At 69.2% G+C, this 21,182-nt stretch carries 7 protein-coding genes and 2 pseudogenes; 4 read left to right on the top strand and 5 right to left on the bottom strand.

Going from position 1 to position 21,182, the window contains the following annotated elements; genetic code table 11:
• The first annotated feature begins 14 nt into the window (after positions 1–14).
• Together WI26_RS29050 and WI26_RS29045 are read left to right on the top strand one after the other, a co-directional pair.
• Positions 15–1,040 carry an AraC family transcriptional regulator gene (locus tag WI26_RS29050; RefSeq protein WP_069228132.1) on the top strand — a complete coding sequence of 342 codons (1,026 nt, stop codon included), beginning with the start codon at positions 15–17 and terminating at the stop codon, positions 1,038–1,040.
• A gap of 175 nt (positions 1,041–1,215) precedes the next feature.
• Positions 1,216–2,409 (top strand): NnrS family protein, encoded by a 1,194-nt coding sequence (locus WI26_RS29045; RefSeq protein ID WP_069228363.1) that lies wholly within the window; start codon positions 1,216–1,218, stop codon positions 2,407–2,409.
• A gap of 207 nt (positions 2,410–2,616) precedes the next feature.
• Here the strand turns inward: WI26_RS29045 and WI26_RS29040 are convergent, their stop codons facing one another.
• The 3 genes and pseudogenes from WI26_RS29040 to WI26_RS29030 form a co-directional block, all read right to left on the bottom strand.
• Positions 2,617–3,726: an S-(hydroxymethyl)glutathione dehydrogenase/class III alcohol dehydrogenase gene (locus WI26_RS29040; protein ID WP_059510661.1), complete on the bottom strand. Its 1,110-nt coding sequence runs from the start codon at positions 3,724–3,726 to the stop codon at positions 2,617–2,619.
• Positions 3,727–3,784: 58 nt separating this feature from the next.
• Positions 3,785–4,060, bottom strand: coding sequence for a formaldehyde-responsive transcriptional repressor FrmR (gene frmR / locus WI26_RS29035; protein ID WP_006753040.1), 276 nt, complete (start codon positions 4,058–4,060; stop codon positions 3,785–3,787).
• 110 nt (positions 4,061–4,170) lie between these two features.
• Positions 4,171–4,413: pseudogene (locus WI26_RS29030) on the bottom strand (LysR family transcriptional regulator); the annotation flags it as partial.
• 41 nt (positions 4,414–4,454) lie between these two features.
• Here WI26_RS29030 and WI26_RS32515 point away from each other — a divergent pair.
• Positions 4,455–4,583, top strand: a pseudogene (locus tag WI26_RS32515) (porin); the annotation flags it as partial.
• A gap of 137 nt (positions 4,584–4,720) precedes the next feature.
• Here the strand turns inward: WI26_RS32515 and WI26_RS29025 are convergent.
• Together WI26_RS29025 and WI26_RS29020 are read right to left on the bottom strand one after the other, a co-directional pair.
• Positions 4,721–7,210 (bottom strand): xanthine dehydrogenase family protein molybdopterin-binding subunit, encoded by a 2,490-nt coding sequence (locus tag WI26_RS29025; protein ID WP_069228130.1) that lies wholly within the window; start codon positions 7,208–7,210, stop codon positions 4,721–4,723.
• Positions 7,211–7,231: 21 nt separating this feature from the next.
• Positions 7,232–7,690 (bottom strand): (2Fe-2S)-binding protein, encoded by a 459-nt coding sequence (locus WI26_RS29020; RefSeq protein ID WP_069228129.1) that lies wholly within the window; start codon positions 7,688–7,690, stop codon positions 7,232–7,234.
• 728 nt (positions 7,691–8,418) lie between these two features.
• Between WI26_RS29020 and WI26_RS29015 the strand changes: the two genes are divergently transcribed.
• Complete coding sequence (locus WI26_RS29015) at positions 8,419–21,144, top strand: autotransporter-associated beta strand repeat-containing protein (RefSeq protein ID WP_069228128.1); 12,726 nt, start codon at positions 8,419–8,421, stop codon at positions 21,142–21,144.
• Positions 21,145–21,182 lie beyond the last annotated feature (38 nt).

The raw sequence follows: 21,182 nt of genomic DNA, 5'->3' as shown, positions 1-21,182 counted from the left end.
ACGGGAGAACTTCGATGGGGCAATTTTCTGGAGCGGGCTGGCTGGATGACGCTGCCTGTTTCAACCGCGACACGCTGCTGCTGCAGTCCGATGACGTCGACGAGGTGCGCGCGCGGGTAGCGGACGTGTTCAAGCCGCATCGGCTTACGCCGACCGGCGATTCGCGCGCGCTGCACGGGCGCATGCATCATGCGCGCTGGGGCAATCTGTCGCTGAATCTGCTCGACTACGGCGGCGAAGTGTCGATCGAACCAGGGCCGCTCGAGCACTTCTATCTGTTGCAGATTCCACTGCGCGGCGACGCCGAGATCGAGTGCGGTGCGGCGCACTTCGTGTCGTCGCCCGACGTGGCGTCGCTGCTGTCGCCGACGCTGTCGCTCCGGATGCGGTGGGGCGACGCGTGTCCGCAAGTGATCCTGCGCATCGAGCGCGAGGTGATGGAGCGGCATGCGCAGCGGCATTTCGGCGGCGACCGGCGCGTGCCGGTGGAGTTCGAGCCGGAATTCAGCCTGTCGTCGCAGCAGGGCGCGTGCCTCGCGCAAATGCTGCCGATGCTGGCCGACGCAATCGCGACGGACGGACATCCGCTGCGCCATCCGCTCGCGTTCGAGCAACTCGAATCGACGCTGCTCAACCTGTTGCTGTACGGCCACCCGAACAGCGCCCGCAACGGCACACGCGCCGCACCGGCGCCGCTCGCGCCGTTCTATGTGCGGCGCGTCGAGGAATACATCCGCGCGCATCTCGACGAGCCGCTGACGATCGAACAGCTCGCCGAGCTCGCGGGCGTCAGCCCGAGCACGCTGTTCGCCGGATTCCGCAATCGTCACGGCATCACGCCGATGGGCTTCGTGCGCCAGTTGCGGCTGCAACATGTGCGCGACGAACTGCTCGACGACGCGACACCGGGGCTTGCATCGGTGACGGACGTCGCGCTGAAATGGGGCTTCGCGCACCTCGGGCGGTTCGCGATCGACTACAAGCGCGCGTTCGGGGAATCACCGTCGGCCACGCTCCGGATGCGGCGCGTGCGGAGCTGACGGGAGGTAGCCACAACACAGGCGCGCTGTTGAAAGTCTGGCACAGACGTGAAGCGCTGCCTTGATGCATGTCATGAACGCGGACGATGCCACTGCATCGCGTAGGGGCACCCGCTCCTCTCCCGCGTCACGGCGCTAGGATGAATGAAGTCATCCTCGAATGCCGGAGACGCACATGAAAATCAGCGAACCCATGCGGGCGCCGTCGACGCCCGATACGCTGCCGTTGCTGCAGCTTGGCCTGCGGCCTTTCTATCTGACCGGTGCGCTGTTCGCGGCCATTGCCGTCGCGGTATGGCTCGCGGCCTGGCATGGCGCGCCCGTCGCGGGGCGTGCCGGTGCGATGACCGGGCTCATGTGGCATGTGCACGAGATGATCTTCGGCTTCGTCGCCGCGATCGTGGTCGGCTTCCTGCTGACCGCCACGCGCGCCTGGACGTCGCGCGAGACGCTGCGCGGCCCGGCGCTCGCGGCGCTGTGGCTGCTTTGGCTGGCCGGACGCGTGCTCGTGTGGTCGGGGCCGGCGGTGCTCGCGGCGGTCGTCGATGCGCTGTTTTTGCCGGTGACGGCCGTCGTGCTGTTGCGTGTGCTCATCTCGGCGAAGAACCGTCACAACGTGTTCCTGCCAGTCGCGCTGCTGCTGTTCGGCGCGCTGAACGCGATGTTCCATGCATCCGTGATGACGGGGCGCGCCGATCTCGCGCTGCGCGCGGCCTATGCGGCGACGGGGTTGGTCGTGTTCTTCGTCGCGGTGATCACCGGTCGCATCGTGCCGATGTTCACGACGAACGCAATCCCCGGCTTCAAGATTCGCCGCTTCAGGATCGTGGACGCGCTCGCGGCCCCGGCGGTCGCGCTGACGCTGTTCGCGGACGCGCTCGGCGCGCCCGATGCGCTGTTGATCGTCGCCGCGCTCGTGACCGCCGTGCTGCACGCGTGGCGCCTTGCTGGATGGCATTCGTGGCGCATCGGCAAGCGGCCGATCGTGTGGATTCTGCACGTCTCCTGCCTGTGGATTCCGGTCGGCTTCGTGTTGCTCGCGCTGTCGTTCGCCGGCGCGGTCGCGCACTCGCTTGCGGTGCACGCGCTCACCGTCGGTGCGATCGGCGGCGCAATCATCGCGATGATCACGCGCACGGCGCTCGGTCACACGGGACGCATGCTCGTCGCGGGCCCGTGGGAGCAGCTGTGTTACTGGCTGGTGATCGGTGCGGCAGTCATTCGCGTGTTCGGGCCGCTCGTTCCGGGTGTGCCGTACACGGTCTGGCTCGATATGTCCGGCGCTTGCTGGATCGTCGCGTTCGTTGCGTACGCGATTCATTACGCACCGTTCCTGATGTCGCCGCGTGCGGACGGTCGCCAGGATTGATCCGCGTGCGTTGTCGGATCGCTACAGGTAGCGTAAGGTGCGGCATCGGGTCCGCGTCGTGCGCCGGGCCGAGGGCCGCGTGACGTCGACCGTCGTTGGTCTGACGAAGGAGAGGGCGAAGAACGTATCGCGCCGGCAAGCGTTGCGGCTTGCCGGCGACGTCGCGCAACGAGATCGGCTGCTGCAGTCGGTCCCGTTGCGCGTGTTTCAGAAATGCACGACGGTCCGGATGGACTTGCCTTCGTGCATCAGGTCGAACGCTTCGTTGATCTCGGTGAGCGGCTTCGTGTGCGTGACGAACGGTGCCAGCTGGATCTTGCCGGCCATCGCTTCCTCGACCATGCCCGGCAGTTCGGAGCGGCCCTTCACACCGCCGAATGCCGTGCCCAGCCAGCGGCGACCGGTGACGAGCTGGAACGGGCGCGTGGAGATTTCCTGACCGGCGCCCGCGACGCCGATGATGACGGACTGGCCCCAGCCGCGGTGCGCACATTCGAGCGCGGCGCGCATCACGTTGACGTTGCCGATGCATTCGAAACTGTGGTCGACGCCCCAGCCGGTCATTTCGACGATCACCTGCTGGATGGGCTTTTCGTGGTCCTTCGGATTGACGCAGTCGGTTGCGCCGAACACGCGCGCGAGGTCGAACTTGCCCGGGTTGGTGTCGATCGCGATGATGCGGCCGGCCTTCGCGAGCTTGGCGCCCTGAATCACTGCGAGGCCGATGCCGCCGAGACCGAATACGGCCACCGTATCGCCTTCCTGCACCTTCGCGGTGTTCTTGACCGCGCCGAGGCCGGTCGTGACGCCGCAGCCCAGCAGACAGACCTGCTCCGGATTTGCGTCCGGGTTGATCTTCGCGAGCGAGACTTCGGCGACGACCGTGTATTCGCTGAACGTCGAGCAGCCCATGTAGTGATGGATCGGCTGGCCGTTGTAGCTGAAACGCGTGGTGCCGTCGGGCATCACGCCCTTGCCCTGGGTGGCGCGCACCGACACGCACAGATTGGTCTTGCCGCTCTTGCAGAACAGGCACTCGCCGCATTCGGCCGTGTACAGCGGAATGACGTGGTCGCCGGGTTTCACGCTCGTCACGCCTTCGCCGACCTCCACCACGATGCCGGCGCCTTCATGGCCCAGCACGGCCGGAAATAGGCCTTCCGGATCGTCGCCCGACAACGTGAAGGCATCGGTGTGACAGACGCCGGTATGGGTGATCTTGACGAGCACTTCGCCCTTGCGGGGCGGTTCGACGTCGATTTCGACGATCTGGAGCGGCTTACCCGCCTCGAACGCAACTGCGGCACGTGATTTCATGGCAATCCTGTCAAAAAAGAATCATCGAATGGATCGGACGTCGACGAACCTGGACCGGTCAGCGCAAGTAGGACCGGACGAGCGTCACGATATCGTCGATCGATCCGGACGAGGGCCGCGGGGCGTCCGCGAGCTGGGTGAATTCCTCGCGCAAATGGCTTTCGAGCACGCCGGCCATCACGCCGTTGATCGCGCCGCGGATGGCAGCCAGTTGCTGAAGTATCGGGCCACAATCCGCCCCCTCCTCGAGCGCCTGCTCGAGCGCGTTCAGTTGCCCGCGAACACGGCGCACGCGGGTCAGGACGCGTTTCTTTTCTTCGGGGGAATGCGGCATGGGATCGGTGGGCTCCGGATACTGGGGGGCAGTATAGAGCAATGTGGCGCGAAGGTATACGGAAGTGCTGCCGGGCAGGCGCCATGCGCGTGCGCCTGCCCGGTACGCCGTCAGATCAGCAGCGTGAGCGTGCGGAACAGCGCCAGATCCTCGTTGCGCGCCGACCGCGCATGTCGCCGGATCACCTGCAGCAGGCAGTCGATGAAGCAGCGCGCGGCATCGCTCAGCGTACTGCTGCGGCGCATGACGATGCCGAGTTCGCTCGGCTCGAAGGTCTCCTTCAGCGACAGCATGCGCATCCGCTCGCCGAACGGCGGCACCGCCGCGAGGATTGTCGGGCACCACGTGCACATTCCCGGCCTCCGCGCTCACGGCGAGCGCCTGCAACTGGCGTGCGTACCAGCGGGTTGCCGGCGATGCGACCGGTTCGTCGCTCGACCCGGCACTTGTCCCGGGCGCGGCCGATCTGTCGTCGACGTCGAAGCAGTTGCTCGTGCATGCGCGGATCCGGCACAAGTTCTGACCGGACGGCACTCGGAGGGCGGGAACGGCGGCCCCGGCGCCACCGACCCGCCCGTCTGCGCAACCGGCGAACGTCGCGACGGACCTGCCGCGCCCGGCTTGCGCACGCACCGGCAGGTCCGTGTCGCCGCTTGCACGTTACGTCACCGTCCCCTTCTTCAGCGCATCGATGCACGGAATCCCGGCGCGCCGTTTCGGCCGCAGGAATTTGGGCACCGCGCTCGGCTGCCCGACGCCGGCCTGGCTGTGTTCGACCTTCGGCTTGAACGCGGCCGTCTTCGCCTTGCGCGGAATCCGGCAGCCGCCTGCCGGCAGGTCGGCGTACGGATCGTCTTCCACAGGGGGCGCGGCCGGCAGAGCGGGCGCCGTCGATGCGACCAGCATCGGCGCGAACGGCAACGCGCGCATCCGTTCGCCGGTCAGCACGAACGCGCCGTTCGCGACCGCCGGCGCGATCGGCGGCACGCCGGCTTCGCTCAAGCCGGTCGGATGCGCGTCCGACGGCACGAAAAACACGTCCACTGGCGCCGCCTCCTGCATCCGCACCGGCGGGTAGTCGGCGAAGCCGGCGTTGCGGACCGCGCCATGATCGACGTCGATCGCGAAACCCGGCTTCGTCGTCGCGAGGCCGAACAGCGCGCCGCCCTGGATCTGTGCTTCCGCGCCGGTCGGGTTCACGATGCGCCCGGCATGCACGCCGGCCGTCACGCGATGCACGCGCGGCTTTTGCGCTTCCACAGACACCTCGGTCACGTACGCGACGACCGTACCGGCCGTTTCGTGCATCGCGACACCCCACGCGTGTCCGGCCGGCAGCGTACGCGTGCCGTAACCGGACTTGTCGACGGCGAGCGCGAGCGCGGCGCGATGGCGCGCATGCTCCGGGCCGGACAGCCGCGCCATCCTGTATGCGACCGGGTCCTGGCGGGCCGCGTGCGCGAGCTCGTCGACGAGCGTTTCCATCACGAACGCCGTATGCGTATGGCCGGCCGAGCGCCATGACTGCACCGGCACGTCGACATCCGGCTGATGGACCGACACCTGCATCGGGAATCCGTACGGACTGTTCGCGACGCCGTCGGTCAGGTCGGGATCGGTGCCGGCTTTGCGAATGGTCGTGCGCTCGAGCGGCGACCCCTTCAGCACCGACTGGCCGACGACGACGTGCTGCCAGTCCCTCACGGCGCCGCTGCCGTCGACGCCGATGTCGACGCGATGCAGCACCATCGGGCGGTAGTAGCCGCCGCGCAGGTCGTCTTCGCGCGTCCAGATCGTCTTGACCGGGCCCAGGTGGCCGGCCGCCAGATACGCGGCCGATACGCGCGCCGCTTCGACCACGTAGTCCGACGTCGGTGTCGAGCGCCGTCCGTAGTCGCCGCCCGACGTCATCGTGAAGATCTGGACCTTCTCCGGTGCGACGCCGAGCGCTTTCGCCACCGCGGCGCGATCGGTCGTCTGCATCGACGAGCCGCCCCAGATCTTGATTCCGCATGCGCAGCTCGGCGGCCCGACGTCGACCGTGCAACTGAGCGGCTCCATCGGCGCGTGTGCGAGATACGGAAATTCGTAGTCCTTCTGGATGTGCGTCGCCGCCGGCGGTGCGTTGCCGACATCGGCCGTGCGCACGACGGTGCCCGGCGTGCCGGCGAGCAGCTTGTACGCCTGCATCTGCTCGACGGACGACACGGTCGAGCCGGTGTCCTTCCACGTGACCTGCAGCGCGTCGCGGCCAAGCTTGGCGGGCCAGTAGCCGTTTGCGATCACGGCAACGCCGGTGCCGCCGCGATCGGTCGGGATCTCGACGACCTCGACGACACCTCTCACGGCCCGCGCCGCCGCCGCGTTGTAGCTCGCGACCTGGCCGCCGAAGCGTGGCGGACGCGCGACCACGGCCACCATCATGTCAGGCAGACGCCAGTCCATCCCGTACTTCAGCGTGCCGTCGAGCATCGCGCGCGCATCCACGCGTGGAGTCGGCTTGCCGATGAGGCGGAACTGGTCGGGCGACTTCAGCGGCACGTTTTGCGGCACCGGCATCGCCATCGCGTCAGGCGCGAGCTCGCCATAGGTCGCGCGGTAGCTGCCCGACGTCACGATTCCGTTCGCGGTCTTGCAGGTGGCCGGGTCGACGTTCCAGCGCCGGGCCGCTGCCGCGACGAGCATCGCGCGTGCGGATGCGCCGAGCTCGCGGTATTGCGTAAACGAATGGTTGATCGACGTCGAACCGCCAGTCATCTGGATACCGGTCACCGGATCCTTGTACGGCTCGCCGGCCGGCGCGAGCACGGTGCGCACGTTGCGCCAGTCGGCGTCGAGTTCGTCGGCCAGCGCCATCGGCAGTGCAGTGCTGACGCCTTGGCCGGCCTCGCTCCGGTTGACGGCGACGGTGACCGTGTTGTCCGGTGCAATGATCAGGAATGCTTGTGGCGGCGAAGTCCGAAGCACGGTGCCGGCTTCGGCGCGGGCGCGCAGCGGCGGGACGCTGAGTGCGAGACAGCCGCCCGCCGCGATCGTGAGCTTCAGGAAACCGCGCCGGCCGGGCATCGGAGCAGCGGCTCCGGTGACGGGCGAAGCGTCGGAGTGAAGGGCGGCGGTGCTCGCCGCACGCCCGGTGGTGCGAATACGCATGGTGGGAGTCTCCCGGCAGGCTCAGGCAAGCGCCCTGGCCGCTTCGTGAATCGCGGCGCGGATGCGCTGATAGGTGGCGCAACGGCACAGATTGCCGGCCATCGCGCTGTCGATGTCCGCATCGGTCGGCGTCTTGTTGCCGCGCAGCAGCCCGGCCGCTCTCATCATCTGGCCGCTCTGGCAGTAGCCGCATTGCGCGACGTCGTGCCGGACCCACGCGTCGAGGACGGCCTTGCCGACCGCGTCGTCCGCGAGGTGTTCGGACGTCGTGATGCGCGCGCTCCCCACCGACGACAGCGCCAGCGTGCAGCTGTGCGCCGTCCGTCCGTCGACATGCACCGTGCACGCGCCGCAGTCTCCTGTCCCGCAGCCGAACTTGGTGCCGGTCAACCCGAGGTTGTCGCGCAGCACCCAGAGCACCGGCGTCGACGGATCGGCGTCAACCTCCGCCGGCCGGTTGTTGATGTTCAACGTCACCATCGTGAAGTTCTCCCTTGGACACCTTGTTATTGCCGGCAACGACTAAATCGCAATGCGTCGAATCTGAATCAATTAAAGCAGATTGGAGAAAAACCCGACGTATTAAAACCGAAATGTTTTGCGTTTTTTAACGATCTCGGCCAATTGGTTAAAATATGAAATTTACATACTGCATACGAATGGCGAAATATCCGCGAAAGATTGTTGAGTTTTGACAAGATGTTTTCCGGCCCGTGGAAAACGTTTGCGAGTCAGGCCTATATTTGACTCGCGATCATTGCGGGAGATATGTGGATCGAGTGACAGTTATTGATGAATCGACATGCGGAACAATCGAAATCCGGTTGTTCCACGGGTGAACTAAGCGTTCGTTTATGGGTGGATCGCCCCTGCGGACGGGCGCTTCAGGCTCGAGGGCCGTTTGAGGTACATAAACAGACGCGTTGTGATCGGCGGCGCCAGACGGCAATTCCAATTGGCGGGAGACAGTGAACTTTAATTAGCGAAAAAATTACCGGGCGGGGGGCGTAAAAGTAAAACATGCCGATTAAATAATGCTGGTTGATTAATTCTCGCCTGTTGTTAATCCAGCCATTCGTTCCGGATTGGTGGTGGGAAGCTATTTTTCAAAAAATATCGAATAACGCGTTCAAGTATTTTCCTTCGCATTTGAGTGCGCGAAAGAAATGGCTCGGTGTCGTCGATTCTCTTTATGGGAAGGTGTGATTATGCGTATGCGCATGGGATCGAATAAGAAGCGCGCGGAAGCACGTCCGAATCTGCTGGTTCCGACCGGCATGCTGGTCGCGCTGGTTGGCGCCGGCGTCATTCCCGCCGACGCGCTCGCGGCGTGCACCGGGACACCCACCGTCACCTGTACTGGTGCGACCACCAACTATACGAACGCCACCAACGGCCTCAACGTAACGGTTGCCCAGGGCGCGACCGTTTCCGTGGCGCCGTTGTTTGGCGGTACCGCGATGTCTCTGATGGGTAGCGGCGTGACGTTGATCAACAACGGCACGATCGACCCGTCGCTGGGCGGGCTGAGCGTCGTGTCGAATGGCGTGGTTGTCGGCAATGTCGCGTCCGCGAGCACGGTCAACGTCACGAACGCGAGCACCGGCGTGATGATGGGCTCGACCAGCGGGGTGCTGAGCAACGGGCCCGCATTGACCGTAAACAACGGCATCGGCGGGACGACGAACATCACGAACGCCGGCATCATCGGCACGACCGGCATTCTCGGCTTCGGCGCAGGCCCGACCGCGCAAGTGGTCACCGCGTCGGGCGGCGCGCAGGTCAATTTCACCAACGCGAGCGGCGGCGCGATCAATGGCTCCGTCGTGCTGGCACCGAGCGGGCTCGCAGGTGCCGGCAACACGTTTACCAATGCCGGCACCGTCACGGGCAACGTGTCGCTGGGCGCGGCCGCCGGCGTGTCGAACACGTTCAACGCGATGACGGGATCGTCGGTCGGGCTCGGCGTCGATGCGGGTGCCGGCCTGGGCAGCAACAATACGCTGAATCTGCAACTGAACACGGCGACCGGCAGCGCGTCGAACGGCTCCATCGCGGTCGATACGTACACCAACTTCAATAATCTCGCCGTACAGGGCGGCACGTGGGACCTCACCGGCGCATCGACCGCGACGAACGCGTCGCTGACCGGCGGCACCGCGATCGTCCATGGCGCCGGCGCGCTGGGCATCGGCGGCATCGTCGCCGGCGGCGGCACGCTCGAGGCCGGCACGGCCGGCGTGAACCTGCTCAACAACGTGACGCTGACCGGCGGCCTGACGGTCGACGGCGCAAACGGGCTCGCGCTGTCGGGTGCAATCGGCGGCAGCGGCCCGCTTAACGTGAGCGGCACCGGCTCGCTCGCGCTGAACGGCGCCAATTCGTTCACGGGGGGAACGAATCTGACGGGCGGCGGCGGAATCGTCGCCGGGACCGCCACGGCACTCGGCAGCGGTGCGCTGAACGTGACGGGCGCGGGCGGCACGCTCGGCACGAGCGTCGGCGGCACGGTGCTCGGCAATGCGATCAATATCGACACCGGCGTCACGCTGGGCCTGAACGGTTCGGCCGACCTCGGCCTCGGCGGCGTGATCGGCGGCAGCGGCAGTCTCGCGCAAACCGGCACGGGCACGACGACGCTGCTCGGCCTGAACACGTACACGGGCGGCACGACACTCAGCGGCGGCGGGCTGATCGCCGGCAACGGCGCGGCGCTCGGCACGGGCGCGCTGCATGTCAGCGGCGCAGGCGGTTCGCTCGGCACGAGCGTCGGCGGCACGCTGCTCGGCAACGCGGTGAACCTCGACGCAGGGGCCACGCTCGGCTTGAACGGAGCGGCTGACCTGAGCCTCGGCGGCGCGATCGGCGGCAACGGCAGTCTCGCGCAAACCGGCGCCGGCACGACGACGCTGCTGGGCGCGAACACGTTTACGGGCGGCACGACGCTGAGCGGCGGCGGGCTCGTCGCCGGCAATGGCGCGGCGCTGGGCACGGGCGCGCTGAACGTGACCGGCACGGGCGGCACGCTCGCGACAAATGCGAGCGGCACGGTGCTCGGCAATGCCGTGAACCTCGGCGCAGGGGCGACGCTCGGCCTGAACGGCGCAGCCGACCTGAGCCTCGGCGGCGTGATCGCGGGCAACGGCAGCCTCGCGCAAACCGGTGCGGGCACGACAACGCTGCTCGGCGCAAACACGTTTACGGGCGGCACAACCCTCGGCAGCGGCGGGCTCGTCGCCGGCAATGCAGCGGCATTGGGCACGGGTGCGCTGAACGTGATCGGCACGGGCGGCACGCTCGCGACGAACGCGAGCGGCACGGTGCTCGGCAATGCGGTGAACCTTGGCGCCGGCGCGACCCTCGGGTTGAACGGCGCGGCCGATCTCGGCCTGGCCGGCACGATTGCCGGTGCTGGCGCGCTCGCACTCGGCGGCACCGGCGCGACGACGCTGTCCGGCGCGAACACGTTTACTGGCGGCGCGAGCCTGACGGGCGGCGGCAGCCTGATCGTCGAAGGCGGCAGTGCCCTCGGTGTCGGCGGCGCGTTGAACGTGAGCGGCCTCGGCGGTTCGCTGAGCACGGATCTGGCCGCCGGCGCGTCACTCGCGAACGCGATCGGCCTGAACGGCGCGTCGCTGACGCTGAACGGCGCGAACGATCTCGGCCTGAGCGGCGCGATCGGCGGCACCGGCGGCCTCGTGCTGAGCGGCACGGGCACGACGACGTTGTCGGGTGCGAACACTTTCGGCGGCGGCACGACGCTGAGCGCCGGCACGCTGCTCGCCGGCAGCAATACGGCACTCGGCACCGGTGCGCTGAACGTCGCGGGCGCAGGCGGCGCACTCGGTGCGGCCGTGAGCGGCACGGCATTGAGCAACGCGGTGAACCTGGGCGCGGGCGCGACGCTCTCGTTGACCGGCGCGAATGATCTCGGTCTGAGCGGCGTGATCGGCGGCGACGGCGGCCTCGCACAGACAGGATCGGGCATCACGACGCTGCTCGGCGCGAACACGTACACCGGCGGCACGACGTTGAGCGGCGGCGGGCTCCTTGCCGGTACCGGCAGTGCGCTCGGCACGGGTGCGCTGAACGTGACCGGCGCAGGCGGCTCGCTCGGCACGACTGTCGGCGGCACGGTGCTCGGCAATGCGATCCAGCTCGGCGCAGGCGCGGCACTGACGGTTGGGAATGCGAACGACATCGGGCTGAGCGGGATCATCTCGGGTGCCGGCGGGCTGTCGGTGACCGGCCCGGGCACGACGACGCTCACCGCGGCAGAGACGTTTACGGGCGGCACCACGATCGGCAGCGGCACGCTGGCGATCGGCGCGGGCGGCAGCCTTGCCGCGTCGAGCCCGGTCAACCTGACCGGCGCGGGCGCGCAGTTCAATATCGCCGGCGCGACCACGCCGCAGTCGATCGGCACGCTGTCGGGTGTGGCGGGTTCGGCGATCGACCTCGGTGCGAACAACCTGACGCTGGCCGGCAGCGGCAACGGCGTCTTCGCGGGCAACATCGGCGGTGCGGGCGGGTTGACGCTCGCCGGAACCGGCACGGAAGCGCTGACCGGCAACAACACGTACGCGGGCGGCACGGCGCTGTCGGGCGGCAGCCTGCTCGTCGGCAGCGACGCGGCGCTCGGCACCGGTGCACTCGACGTGAACGGCTCGGCGTCGCTCGGCGCGAGCGTGCCGGGCGTGACGCTCGGCAATGCCGTGAACCTCGGTACCGGCGTCACGCTGGGATTGAACGGTGCGACCGATCTCGGCCTGAGCGGCACGATCGCCGGAGACGGCAGCCTTGCGCAAACGGGCACCGGCACGACGACGCTGCTCGGCGCGAACACATATACGGGCGGCACGACGCTGAGCGGCGGCGGGCTCGTCGCCGGCAACGGCTCGGCGCTGGGCACGGGCGCACTGAATGTGATCGGGGCGGGCGGCACGCTCGCGACGAACGCGAGCGGCACGCTGCTCGGCAATGCCGTGAACCTCGGCGCAGGCGCGACGCTCGGCCTGAACGGTGCAGCCGACCTGAGCCTGGGCGGCGTGATCTCGGGCGACGGCGGTGTTGCGCAGACCGGCGCCGGCACGACCACGCTGCTCGGTGCGAATACGTACACGGGCGGCACGACGCTGAGCGGCGGCGGGCTGATCGCCGGCAACGGGTCGGCGCTCGGCACGGGCGCGCTGAACGTCGCGGGGGCGGGCGGCACGCTCGGCACGAGCATCGGCGGCACGGTGCTCGGCAACGCGGTGAATCTCGGCACGGGCGCGACGCTGACGGTCGGCGGCGCGAATGCTCTGGGCCTGGCCGGCGCGATTTCCGGCGGTGGCAATCTGTCGGTGAATGGCCCGTCGACGACGACGCTGACCGGCGTGAGCTCGTACACGGGCGGCACGACGATCGGCAACGGCAGCACGCTCGCGGTCGGTGCGGGCGGCGGCCTGTCGGGCGGCAGCCTCGTCGATCTCGCCGGGGCGGGCGCGACGCTCGATTTGAGCGCGGCCACGTCGCCGCAGTCGACGGGTGGCCTGGTCGGCGCAGCCGGTTCGACGGTGAACCTGGGCGGCAACAGCCTGACGCTGGGCGGCACGGGCAACGGCACGTTCGGCGGCACGATCGGCGGCGCGGGCAGCCTGACGATGTCGGGCGCCGGCACGGAGACGCTGACCGGCGCGAACACGTACACCGGCGGCACGACGATCAACAGCGGCACGCTGGCGATTGGCGGCGGCGGCAGCCTGTCGGCCAACGGTGCGGTGAACCTGGCCGGCGCTGGCGCGACGTTCGACCTGAGCGGCGCGGGACTGCCGCAGACGACGGGCGCGCTGTCCGGCGTGGCCGGCTCCACCGTCAATCTCGGCGGCAACAGCCTCACGCTGGGCGGCACGAGCAGCGGCACGTACGACGGCACGATCGCCGGGGCGGGCGGCAGCCTGACGTTGTCCGGTACGGGCGCCGAAACGCTGAACGGCGCGAACACGTACACGGGCGGCACGAGCCTGACGGGTGGCGGCACGCTGATCGCGGGCAATGGATCGGCACTCGGCACGGGCGCGCTGAACACGAGCGGCGCGGGCGGCTCGCTGGCCGCGAGCATCGCCGGCACGACGCTCGGCAACGCAGTGAACCTCGGCGCGGGCTCGACGCTGACGCTCGGCGGCACGAACGACATGGGCCTGAGCGGAATCATTTCGGGCGGCGGCAGTCTCGCCCAAACCGGCAGCGGGACGACGGCGCTGACCGGCGCGAATACGTACACGGGCGGCACGACGCTGAATGCCGGCGGCCTGTCGGTCGGCAACAGCGCGGCGCTCGGCACGGGCGCGCTCAGCGTCACCGGCGCGGGTGGCACGCTCAGCGCGAGTACGGCCAACCTGCTGCTCGCGAACGCGGTCGACCTGGGCACCGGTTCGGCGCTGAATCTCGGCGGCGCGTTCGACTTCGGCCTGAACGGCATCATTTCCGGTGCAGGCGGCATCGTGCAGTCGGGCACCGGCACGACCACGCTCGGCGGCGCGAACACATACGGCGGCGGGACGACGCTGAACAGCGGCGGACTGAGCGTCGGCAGCAGCACCGCGCTCGGGTCCGGCGCGCTGAACGTGACCGGCAACGGCACGCTGAGCGCCAGCGTGAACGGCACGACGCTCGGCAACGCGGTCACGCTCGGCGCGGGCGCGACGCTCGGGTTGAACGGCGCGAACGATCTCGGCCTGAGCGGCACGATTTCCGGCAACGGCAGTCTCGCGCAGACGGGCAGCGGCACGACGACGCTGACCGGCACGAACACATACGACGGTGGTACCACGCTGAGTGGCGGCGGGCTCGTCGCCGGCAACGGCAGCGCACTCGGCACCGGCGCGCTGAACGTCACCGGCACCGGCGGCTCGCTCGGCACGAACGTCGCGGGCACGACGATCGGCAATGCAGTGAATCTCGGCGCGGGGTCGACGCTGACGGTTGGCGGTGCGAACGATCTCGGCCTTGGCGGCGGGATCTCGGGCAGCGGCGGTCTGTCGGTCAGCGGACCGTCGACGACCACGCTCACGGGCGCGAACACCTATACCGGCAATACGACGATCGGCGGCGGCAGCACGCTGGCGGTCGGCGCGGGCGGCAGCCTGTCGTCGGGCAGCCCGCTCGATCTCGCGGGTACCGGTGCGACCCTCGACATCAGTTCGGCGACATCGCCGCAAACGAGCGGCATGCTGTCCGGCGTATCCGGCACGAACGTGAACCTCGGCGGCAACACGCTGACGCTGGCCGGCGCCGGCAACGGCAGTTATGCCGGCACGATCGGCGGCACCGGCGGGCTGACGATGTCAGGCACAGGGACGGAAACGCTGACGGGGACGAACACGTACACCGGTGCGACGACGATCGACAGCGGCACGCTGGCGATCGGCGCAGGCGGCAGCCTGTCGTCGAGCAGCCCGGTGAATCTCGCCGGTGCGGGCGCGACCTTCGACGTCAGCGGTGCGACCACGCCGCAGACGACCGGCACGCTGTCGGGTGTCGCGGGTTCGACGGTGAACCTTGGGGGCAATGCGTTGACGCTCGGCGGGTCGGGTAGCGGGACGTACGACGGCACGATCGCCGGGGCCGGAGGCAGCCTCACGCTGTCGGGCACGGGCACCGAAACGCTGACCGGCAACAACACATACACGGGCGGCACGAATCTCACCGGAGGCGGCACGCTGCTGGCCGGCAACGGCTCGGCGCTCGGCACGGGTGCAGTGACCACGAGCGGCGCGGGCGGCACGCTCGGCACCAGCGTCGCGGGCACGACGCTGACCAACGCGATCGATCTCGGCACGGGTTCGACGCTGACGGTTGGTGGTGCGAACAACCTCGGCCTCGGCGGCACGATCTCGGGCAGCGGCAATCTGGCGGTGAACGGTCCGTCGACGACGACGCTCACGGGCACGAACACGTACACCGGCAACACGACGATCGGCGGCGGCAGCACGCTGGCGGTCGGCGCGGGGGGCAGCCTGTCGTCGGGCAGCGCGATCGATCTGGCCGGTGCGGGTTCGACGCTGGACGTGAGCGCGGCCACGACGCCGCAGGCGAGCGGTACGCTGTCGGGCGCAGCCGGTTCGACGGTGAACCTGGGCGGCAACACGCTGACGCTCGGTGGTTCGGGCAACGGCACGTTCGGCGGTACCGTAGGCGGCACGGGCGGGTTGACGCTGTCGGGCACGGGGACGGAAACGCTGACGGGAGCCAACACATACACCGGTGCGACGACGATCAACAGTGGCACGCTGGCGATCGGCGCGGGCGGCGGCCTGTCGTCGAGCAGCCCGGTGAATCTGGCCGGTGCGGGCGCAACCTTCGACCTGAGCGGCGCGACCACGCCGCAAACGACCGGCACGCTGTCGGGCGTCGCGGGTTCGACGGTAAACCTTGGCGGCAACAACCTGACGCTGGGCGGCACGGGCAACGGCACGTACGGCGGCACGATCGCCGGCACGGGCGGGAGTCTGATGCTGTCGGGCACGGGTACGGAAACGCTGACGGGCAACAATACGTACACGGGTGGCACGAGCCTGAGCGGCGGCGGCATGCTGATCGCGGGCAGCAATACGGCGCTCGGCACCGGCGCGCTGAACACGAGCGGCGCAGGCGGCACGCTGGCCGCGAGCACGCCGGGCACAACGCTGTCCAACGCGGTGAATCTCGGAACGGGTTCGACGCTGACGGTTGGTGGTGCGAACAACCTGGGCCTCGGCGGCATGATCTCGGGCAGCGGCAATCTGGCGGTGAACGGTCCGTCGACGACGACGCTCACGGGCACGAACACGTACACCGGCAACACGACGATCGGCGGCGGCAGCACGCTGGCGGTCGGCGCGGGCGGCAGCCTGTCGTCGGGTAGCGCGATCGACCTGTCCGGCGCCGGCGCGACGCTCGACCTGAGCGCGGCCACGTCGCCGCAGACGACCGGTGCGCTGTCGGGCGGCACCGGCACGAACGTGAACCTGGGCGGCAACACGCTGACGCTCGGTGGCGCGGACAGCGGCACGTACGCAGGCGTGATCGGCGGCACGGGCGGGCTGACGCTGTCGGGCACCGGCACGGAAACGCTGACGGGTGCCAACACGTACACCGGTGCGACGACGATCAACAGCGGCACGCTGGCGATCAGCGGTAACGGAAGCCTGTCGTCAAGCAGCCCGGTCAGCCTGACGGCGTCCGGCGCCACGCTCGACCTGAGCGGCGCCGCGTCGCCGCAATCGACGGGCGCGATCTCGGGCGTGGCAGGCTCGACGGTGAACCTCGGGAGCAACAACCTGACGCTCGGCGGCTCGGGCAGCGGCACCTACGCGGGCAACATCGCCGGCACGGGCGGCGTGACGATGAACGGCACGGGCACCGAAACGCTGACGGGCGCCAATACGTACACCGGCGCGACGACGATCAACAGCGGCACGCTGGCGATTGGCGCGGGCGGCAGCCTGTCGGCGACGACGCCGGTGAGCCTGACGGGTGCGGGCGCAACCTTCGACCTGAGCGGCGCGACCACGCCGCAAACGACTGGCACGCTGTCGGGCGTCGCGGGTTCGACGGTAAACCTGGGCGGCAACAACCTGACGCTGGGCGGCACGGGCAGCGGTACCTATGACGGCACGATCGCCGGCGCGGGCGGCAGCCTGACGTTGTCCGGCACGGGCACCGAGACGTTGACCGGGACGAACACGTACACGGGCGGCACGAGCCTGACGGGCGGCGGCACGCTGGTCGCGGGCAATGGATCGGCACTCGGCACGGGCGCGCTGAACACGAGCGGCGCGGGCGGCACGCTGGCCGCGAGCACGCCGGGCACGACGCTGACCAACGCGGTGAATCTCGGCGCAGGTTCGACGCTGACAGTTGGTGGTGCAAACAATCTGGGCCTCGGTGGCGCGATCACCGGCAGCGGCAATCTGGCGGTGAACGGTCCGTCGACGACGACGCTTTCCGGTGCAAACACCTACACCGGCGGCACGATGATCGGCAATGGCAGCACGCTGGCGGTCGGTGCGGGCGGCAGCCTCTCGGCGGGCAGCGCGGTCGATCTGGCCGGTGCCGGTGCAATGCTCGATCTGAGCGGCGCGACGGCGCCGCAGACGACGGGCGCATTGTCGGGCGTGGCGGGTTCGACGGTGAACCTTGGGGGCAATGCGTTGACACTCGGCGGCACGGGCAGCGGCACGTACGGCGGCACGATTGCCGGCGCGGGAGGGAGCCTGACGTTGTCGGGTACCGGCACGGAAACGCTGACCGGCAACAACACATACACGGGCGGCACGAATCTCACCGGAGGCGGCACGCTGCTGGCCGGCAACGGCTCGGCGCTCGGCACGGGTGCAGTGACCACGAGCGGCGCGGGCGGCACGCTCGGCACCAGCGTCGCGGGCACGACGCTGACCAACGCGATCGATCTCGGCACGGGTTCGACGCTGACGGTTGGTGGTGCGAACAACCTCGGCCTCGGCGGCACGATCTCGGGCAGCGGCAATCTGGCGGTGAACGGTCCGTCGACGACGACGCTCACGGGCACGAACACGTACACCGGCAACACGACGATCGGCGGCGGCAGCACGCTGGCGGTCGGCGCGGGGGGCAGCCTGTCGTCGGGCAGCGCGATCGATCTGGCCGGTGCGGGTTCGACGCTGGACGTGAGCGCGGCCACGACGCCGCAGGCGAGCGGTACGCTGTCGGGCGCAGCCGGTTCGACGGTGAACCTGGGCGGCAACACGCTGACGCTCGGTGGTTCGGGCAACGGCACGTTCGGCGGTACCGTAGGCGGCACGGGCGGGTTGACGCTGTCGGGCACGGGGACGGAAACGCTGACGGGAGCCAACACATACACCGGTGCGACGACGATCAACAGTGGCACGCTGGCGATCGGCGCGGGCGGCGGCCTGTCGTCGAGCAGCCCGGTGAATCTGGCCGGTGCGGGCGCAACCTTCGACCTGAGCGGCGCGACCACGCCGCAAACGACCGGCACGCTGTCGGGCGTCGCGGGTTCGACGGTGAACCTGGGTGGCAACAACCTGACGCTGGGTGGCACGGGGAACGGTACGTACGGCGGCACGATCGCCGGCGCGGGCGGGAGTCTGACGCTGTCCGGCACGGGTACCGAGACGTTGACCGGGACGAACACGTACACGGGCGGCACGAGCCTGACGGGCGGCGGCACGCTGATCGCGGGCAATGGCTCGGCGCTCGGCACCGGCGCGCTGAACACGAGCGGCGCAGGCGGCACGCTGGCCGCGAGCACGCCGGGCACAACGCTGTCCAACGCGGTGAATCTCGGAACGGGTTCGACGCTGACAGTTGGCGGCGCGAACAACCTCGGGCTCAGCGGCACGATCTCGGGCAGCGGCACGCTCGCATTCAGCGGCCCGTCGACGACGACGCTTTCCGGTGCCAACGTCTACACCGGCGGCACCAGCGTCACGGGCGGCGGCACGCTGGTGGCCGGCACGCCGACGGCACTCGGAAGCGGCACGCTGAGCGTTGGCGGCAGCGGCGGCACGCTCGGGACCAGCGTTGCCGGCACGACGCTCGGCAATGCGGTGAACCTCGGCACGGGCTCGACGCTGACGGTCGGTGGCACGAACAACCTCGGCTTGAGCGGCCCAATCTCGGGTGGCGGCAATCTGGCGGTGAACGGCCCGTCGACGACGACGCTGACCGGTGCGAACACGTACACCGGCGGCACGACGATCGGCACCGGCAGCACGCTGGCAGTCGGCGGCAACGGCGGCTTGTCGGCCGGCAGTGCGCTGACGCTGGCCGGTAATGGCGCCACGCTCGACGTCAGCGGCGCGACGACGCCCCAGACGGCGAGCGCGTTGTCCGGTGCGGCCGGTTCGACCGTGAACCTCGGCGGCGGCACACTGACCGTGGCCGGCCCGGCGGGTGGCGCGTTCGGCGGCACGATCGCCGGCACCGGCGGTTTCGCGGTGCAGGGCGGCGGCACGCAGACGCTGACCGGCGTCAACACGTACACCGGCGGCACGACAATCGGCAGCGGCAGCACGCTCGCGCTGTCCGGTGCAGGCACCCTCGCGCCGACGAGCCCAATGGTCCTCGCGGGCAGCGGCGCGACGCTGAATCTCGCGGGCTCCGCCGCGCCGCAGTCGATCGGCGCGCTGTCGGGCACGACGGGCTCGAACGTGAACCTCGGCAGCACGCCGCTGACGGTGAACACCGCGGGCACCAGCACGTTCGCGGGCACGCTGTCGGGTACCGGCCCGCTGACGCTCGCCGGCACGGGGGCGCAACTGTTGAGCGGCACGAACACGCTGTCCGGGCCGACGAACGTGACCGGCGGCACGCTCGCCGTCACGGGCTCGCTGGCCAGCTCGCCGGTAACGGTCGGCAACGGCGCGACCGTCACCGGAACCGGCACGATCGGCGGCCTCACGGTGGCGGGCGGCGGCACCGCATCGGTGCTGCAGCTCGGGCAGCCGCTGAAGGTGGCGGGCAACGCGACGTTCCAGCCGGGCTCGACGCTGCAGGTTGGCGCCACGCCACAACAAAGCGGCGGCCTCGACGTTACCGGCTCGGCCGCGCTCAACGGCGGAACGGTGCAGGTCGTCGCGGCGAGCGGGCAATACCAGCCCGGCAAGCTCTACACGATCGTGAATGCGGGCGCGGGCGTGCAAGGGCAATTCAGCGCGGTGAACTCGACGTATGCGTTCCTCACGCCGACGCTCCAGTACGACCCGTCGCAGGTGCTGTTGTCGCTGGCGCCGAACGGCACGCCGTTCGCATCGGTTGCCACGACGCCCGACGGCCAATTGGTGGCGGGCGCGGTCGGCACGCTCGGCGCCGGCAACCCGCTGTTCGATACGGTGCTGACAGCCGATGCGCCGACCGCGAACCGCGCGTTCACGCAACTGGCCGGCGATCTGTATCCGAGCACACGCAGCGTGCTGCTGTCGGACAGCCGTTACATGCGTGATGCTGTGCTCGATCGAGCACGCGTCGGCTCGCAACCGGGCGGTGCGTTGTGCGGCTGCGAGGCACCTGTGTCGGCGGACGATCATGCGGCGTCGCTCGACCGGCGGCTTGCGTCGGAGAACGGCTGCACGCCGGCGAAGTCGTTCAAGCCGGCGGTATGGGGCCGCATCTACGGTGCGCATAGCCGGTTCGACGGCAACGACGTGGCGTCGATCGATCGCAACCTGTACGGCTTCGTCGTCGGTACGGACGCGGAAGTCAGCAGCCACTGGCGCATCGGTATCGCGGGCGGCGCGTCGCGCAGCCAGCTCAATACCGACCAGAACGAATCGGCGAAGGTGAACGGCGAGACGATCGCGCTGTACGCGAGCGGCCGATACGACGCGTGGAACGTGCGCGGCGGCCTGGCGCAGTCGTGGTACCGCGTGCACAGCGAGCGCAATCCGTCGTTCGGCGGCTTCTCCGATCACGACACCGCCAGCTACGACGCGAACGCGACGCAGGTGTTCACCGAGATCGGCTACTCGACCGCGATCCGCAACGTCGCGCTCGAGCCGTTCGTCGGCCTCGCCTACGCGAGCGTGCACACCGGCGGCTTCAAGGAGAACGGTGGCGCGGCCGCGCTGCAGGGCGAATCGAGCACGAGCGGGCTCGGCTTCTCGACGCTCGGCGTGAGGGCTTCGACCGATGTGGCGGTCACGACGAAGGGCAAGGTCACCGCGTACGGCACGGTCGGCTGGCGGCATGCGTTCGGCAATACGCAGCCGGGTTCGACGTTGTCGTTCGCGAGCGGCGGGTCGCCGTTCAGCGTGGTCGGCGTGCCGGTCGCGCGGGATGCCGCGGTGCTCGAGGTCGGCGTCGATGCGGCCGTTACGAAGAACCTGTCGGTGGGGCTGTCGTATAGCGGCCAGGTTGGCGGCAACGTCAGTGACCACGCGTTGTACGGCAACCTGTTGTGGAAGTTTTGAGCGCGGGCCGGCCGCTTGCGATGCGGTTTTTGTGAGCG

It is taken from the genome of Burkholderia diffusa (assembly GCF_001718315.1).
Classification (GTDB): domain Bacteria; phylum Pseudomonadota; class Gammaproteobacteria; order Burkholderiales; family Burkholderiaceae; genus Burkholderia; species Burkholderia diffusa_B.
The sequence above is the reverse complement of the archived record's forward strand: the minus strand, read 5'-3'. Positions and strand labels throughout refer to the sequence as shown.

Coding starts and splice junctions, on each gene's coding strand:
- WI26_RS29050 (WP_069228132.1), top strand. CDS start 15: ATGGGGCAATTTTCTGGAGCGGGCTGGCTGGATGACGCTGCCTGTTTC.
- WI26_RS29045 (WP_069228363.1), top strand. CDS start 1,216: ATGAAAATCAGCGAACCCATGCGGGCGCCGTCGACGCCCGATACGCTG.
- WI26_RS29040 (WP_059510661.1), bottom strand. CDS start 3,726: ATGAAATCACGTGCCGCAGTTGCGTTCGAGGCGGGTAAGCCGCTCCAG.
- frmR (WP_006753040.1), bottom strand. CDS start 4,060: ATGCCGCATTCCCCCGAAGAAAAGAAACGCGTCCTGACCCGCGTGCGC.
- WI26_RS29025 (WP_069228130.1), bottom strand. CDS start 7,210: ATGCGTATTCGCACCACCGGGCGTGCGGCGAGCACCGCCGCCCTTCAC.
- WI26_RS29020 (WP_069228129.1), bottom strand. CDS start 7,690: ATGGTGACGTTGAACATCAACAACCGGCCGGCGGAGGTTGACGCCGAT.
- WI26_RS29015 (WP_069228128.1), top strand. CDS start 8,419: ATGCGTATGCGCATGGGATCGAATAAGAAGCGCGCGGAAGCACGTCCG.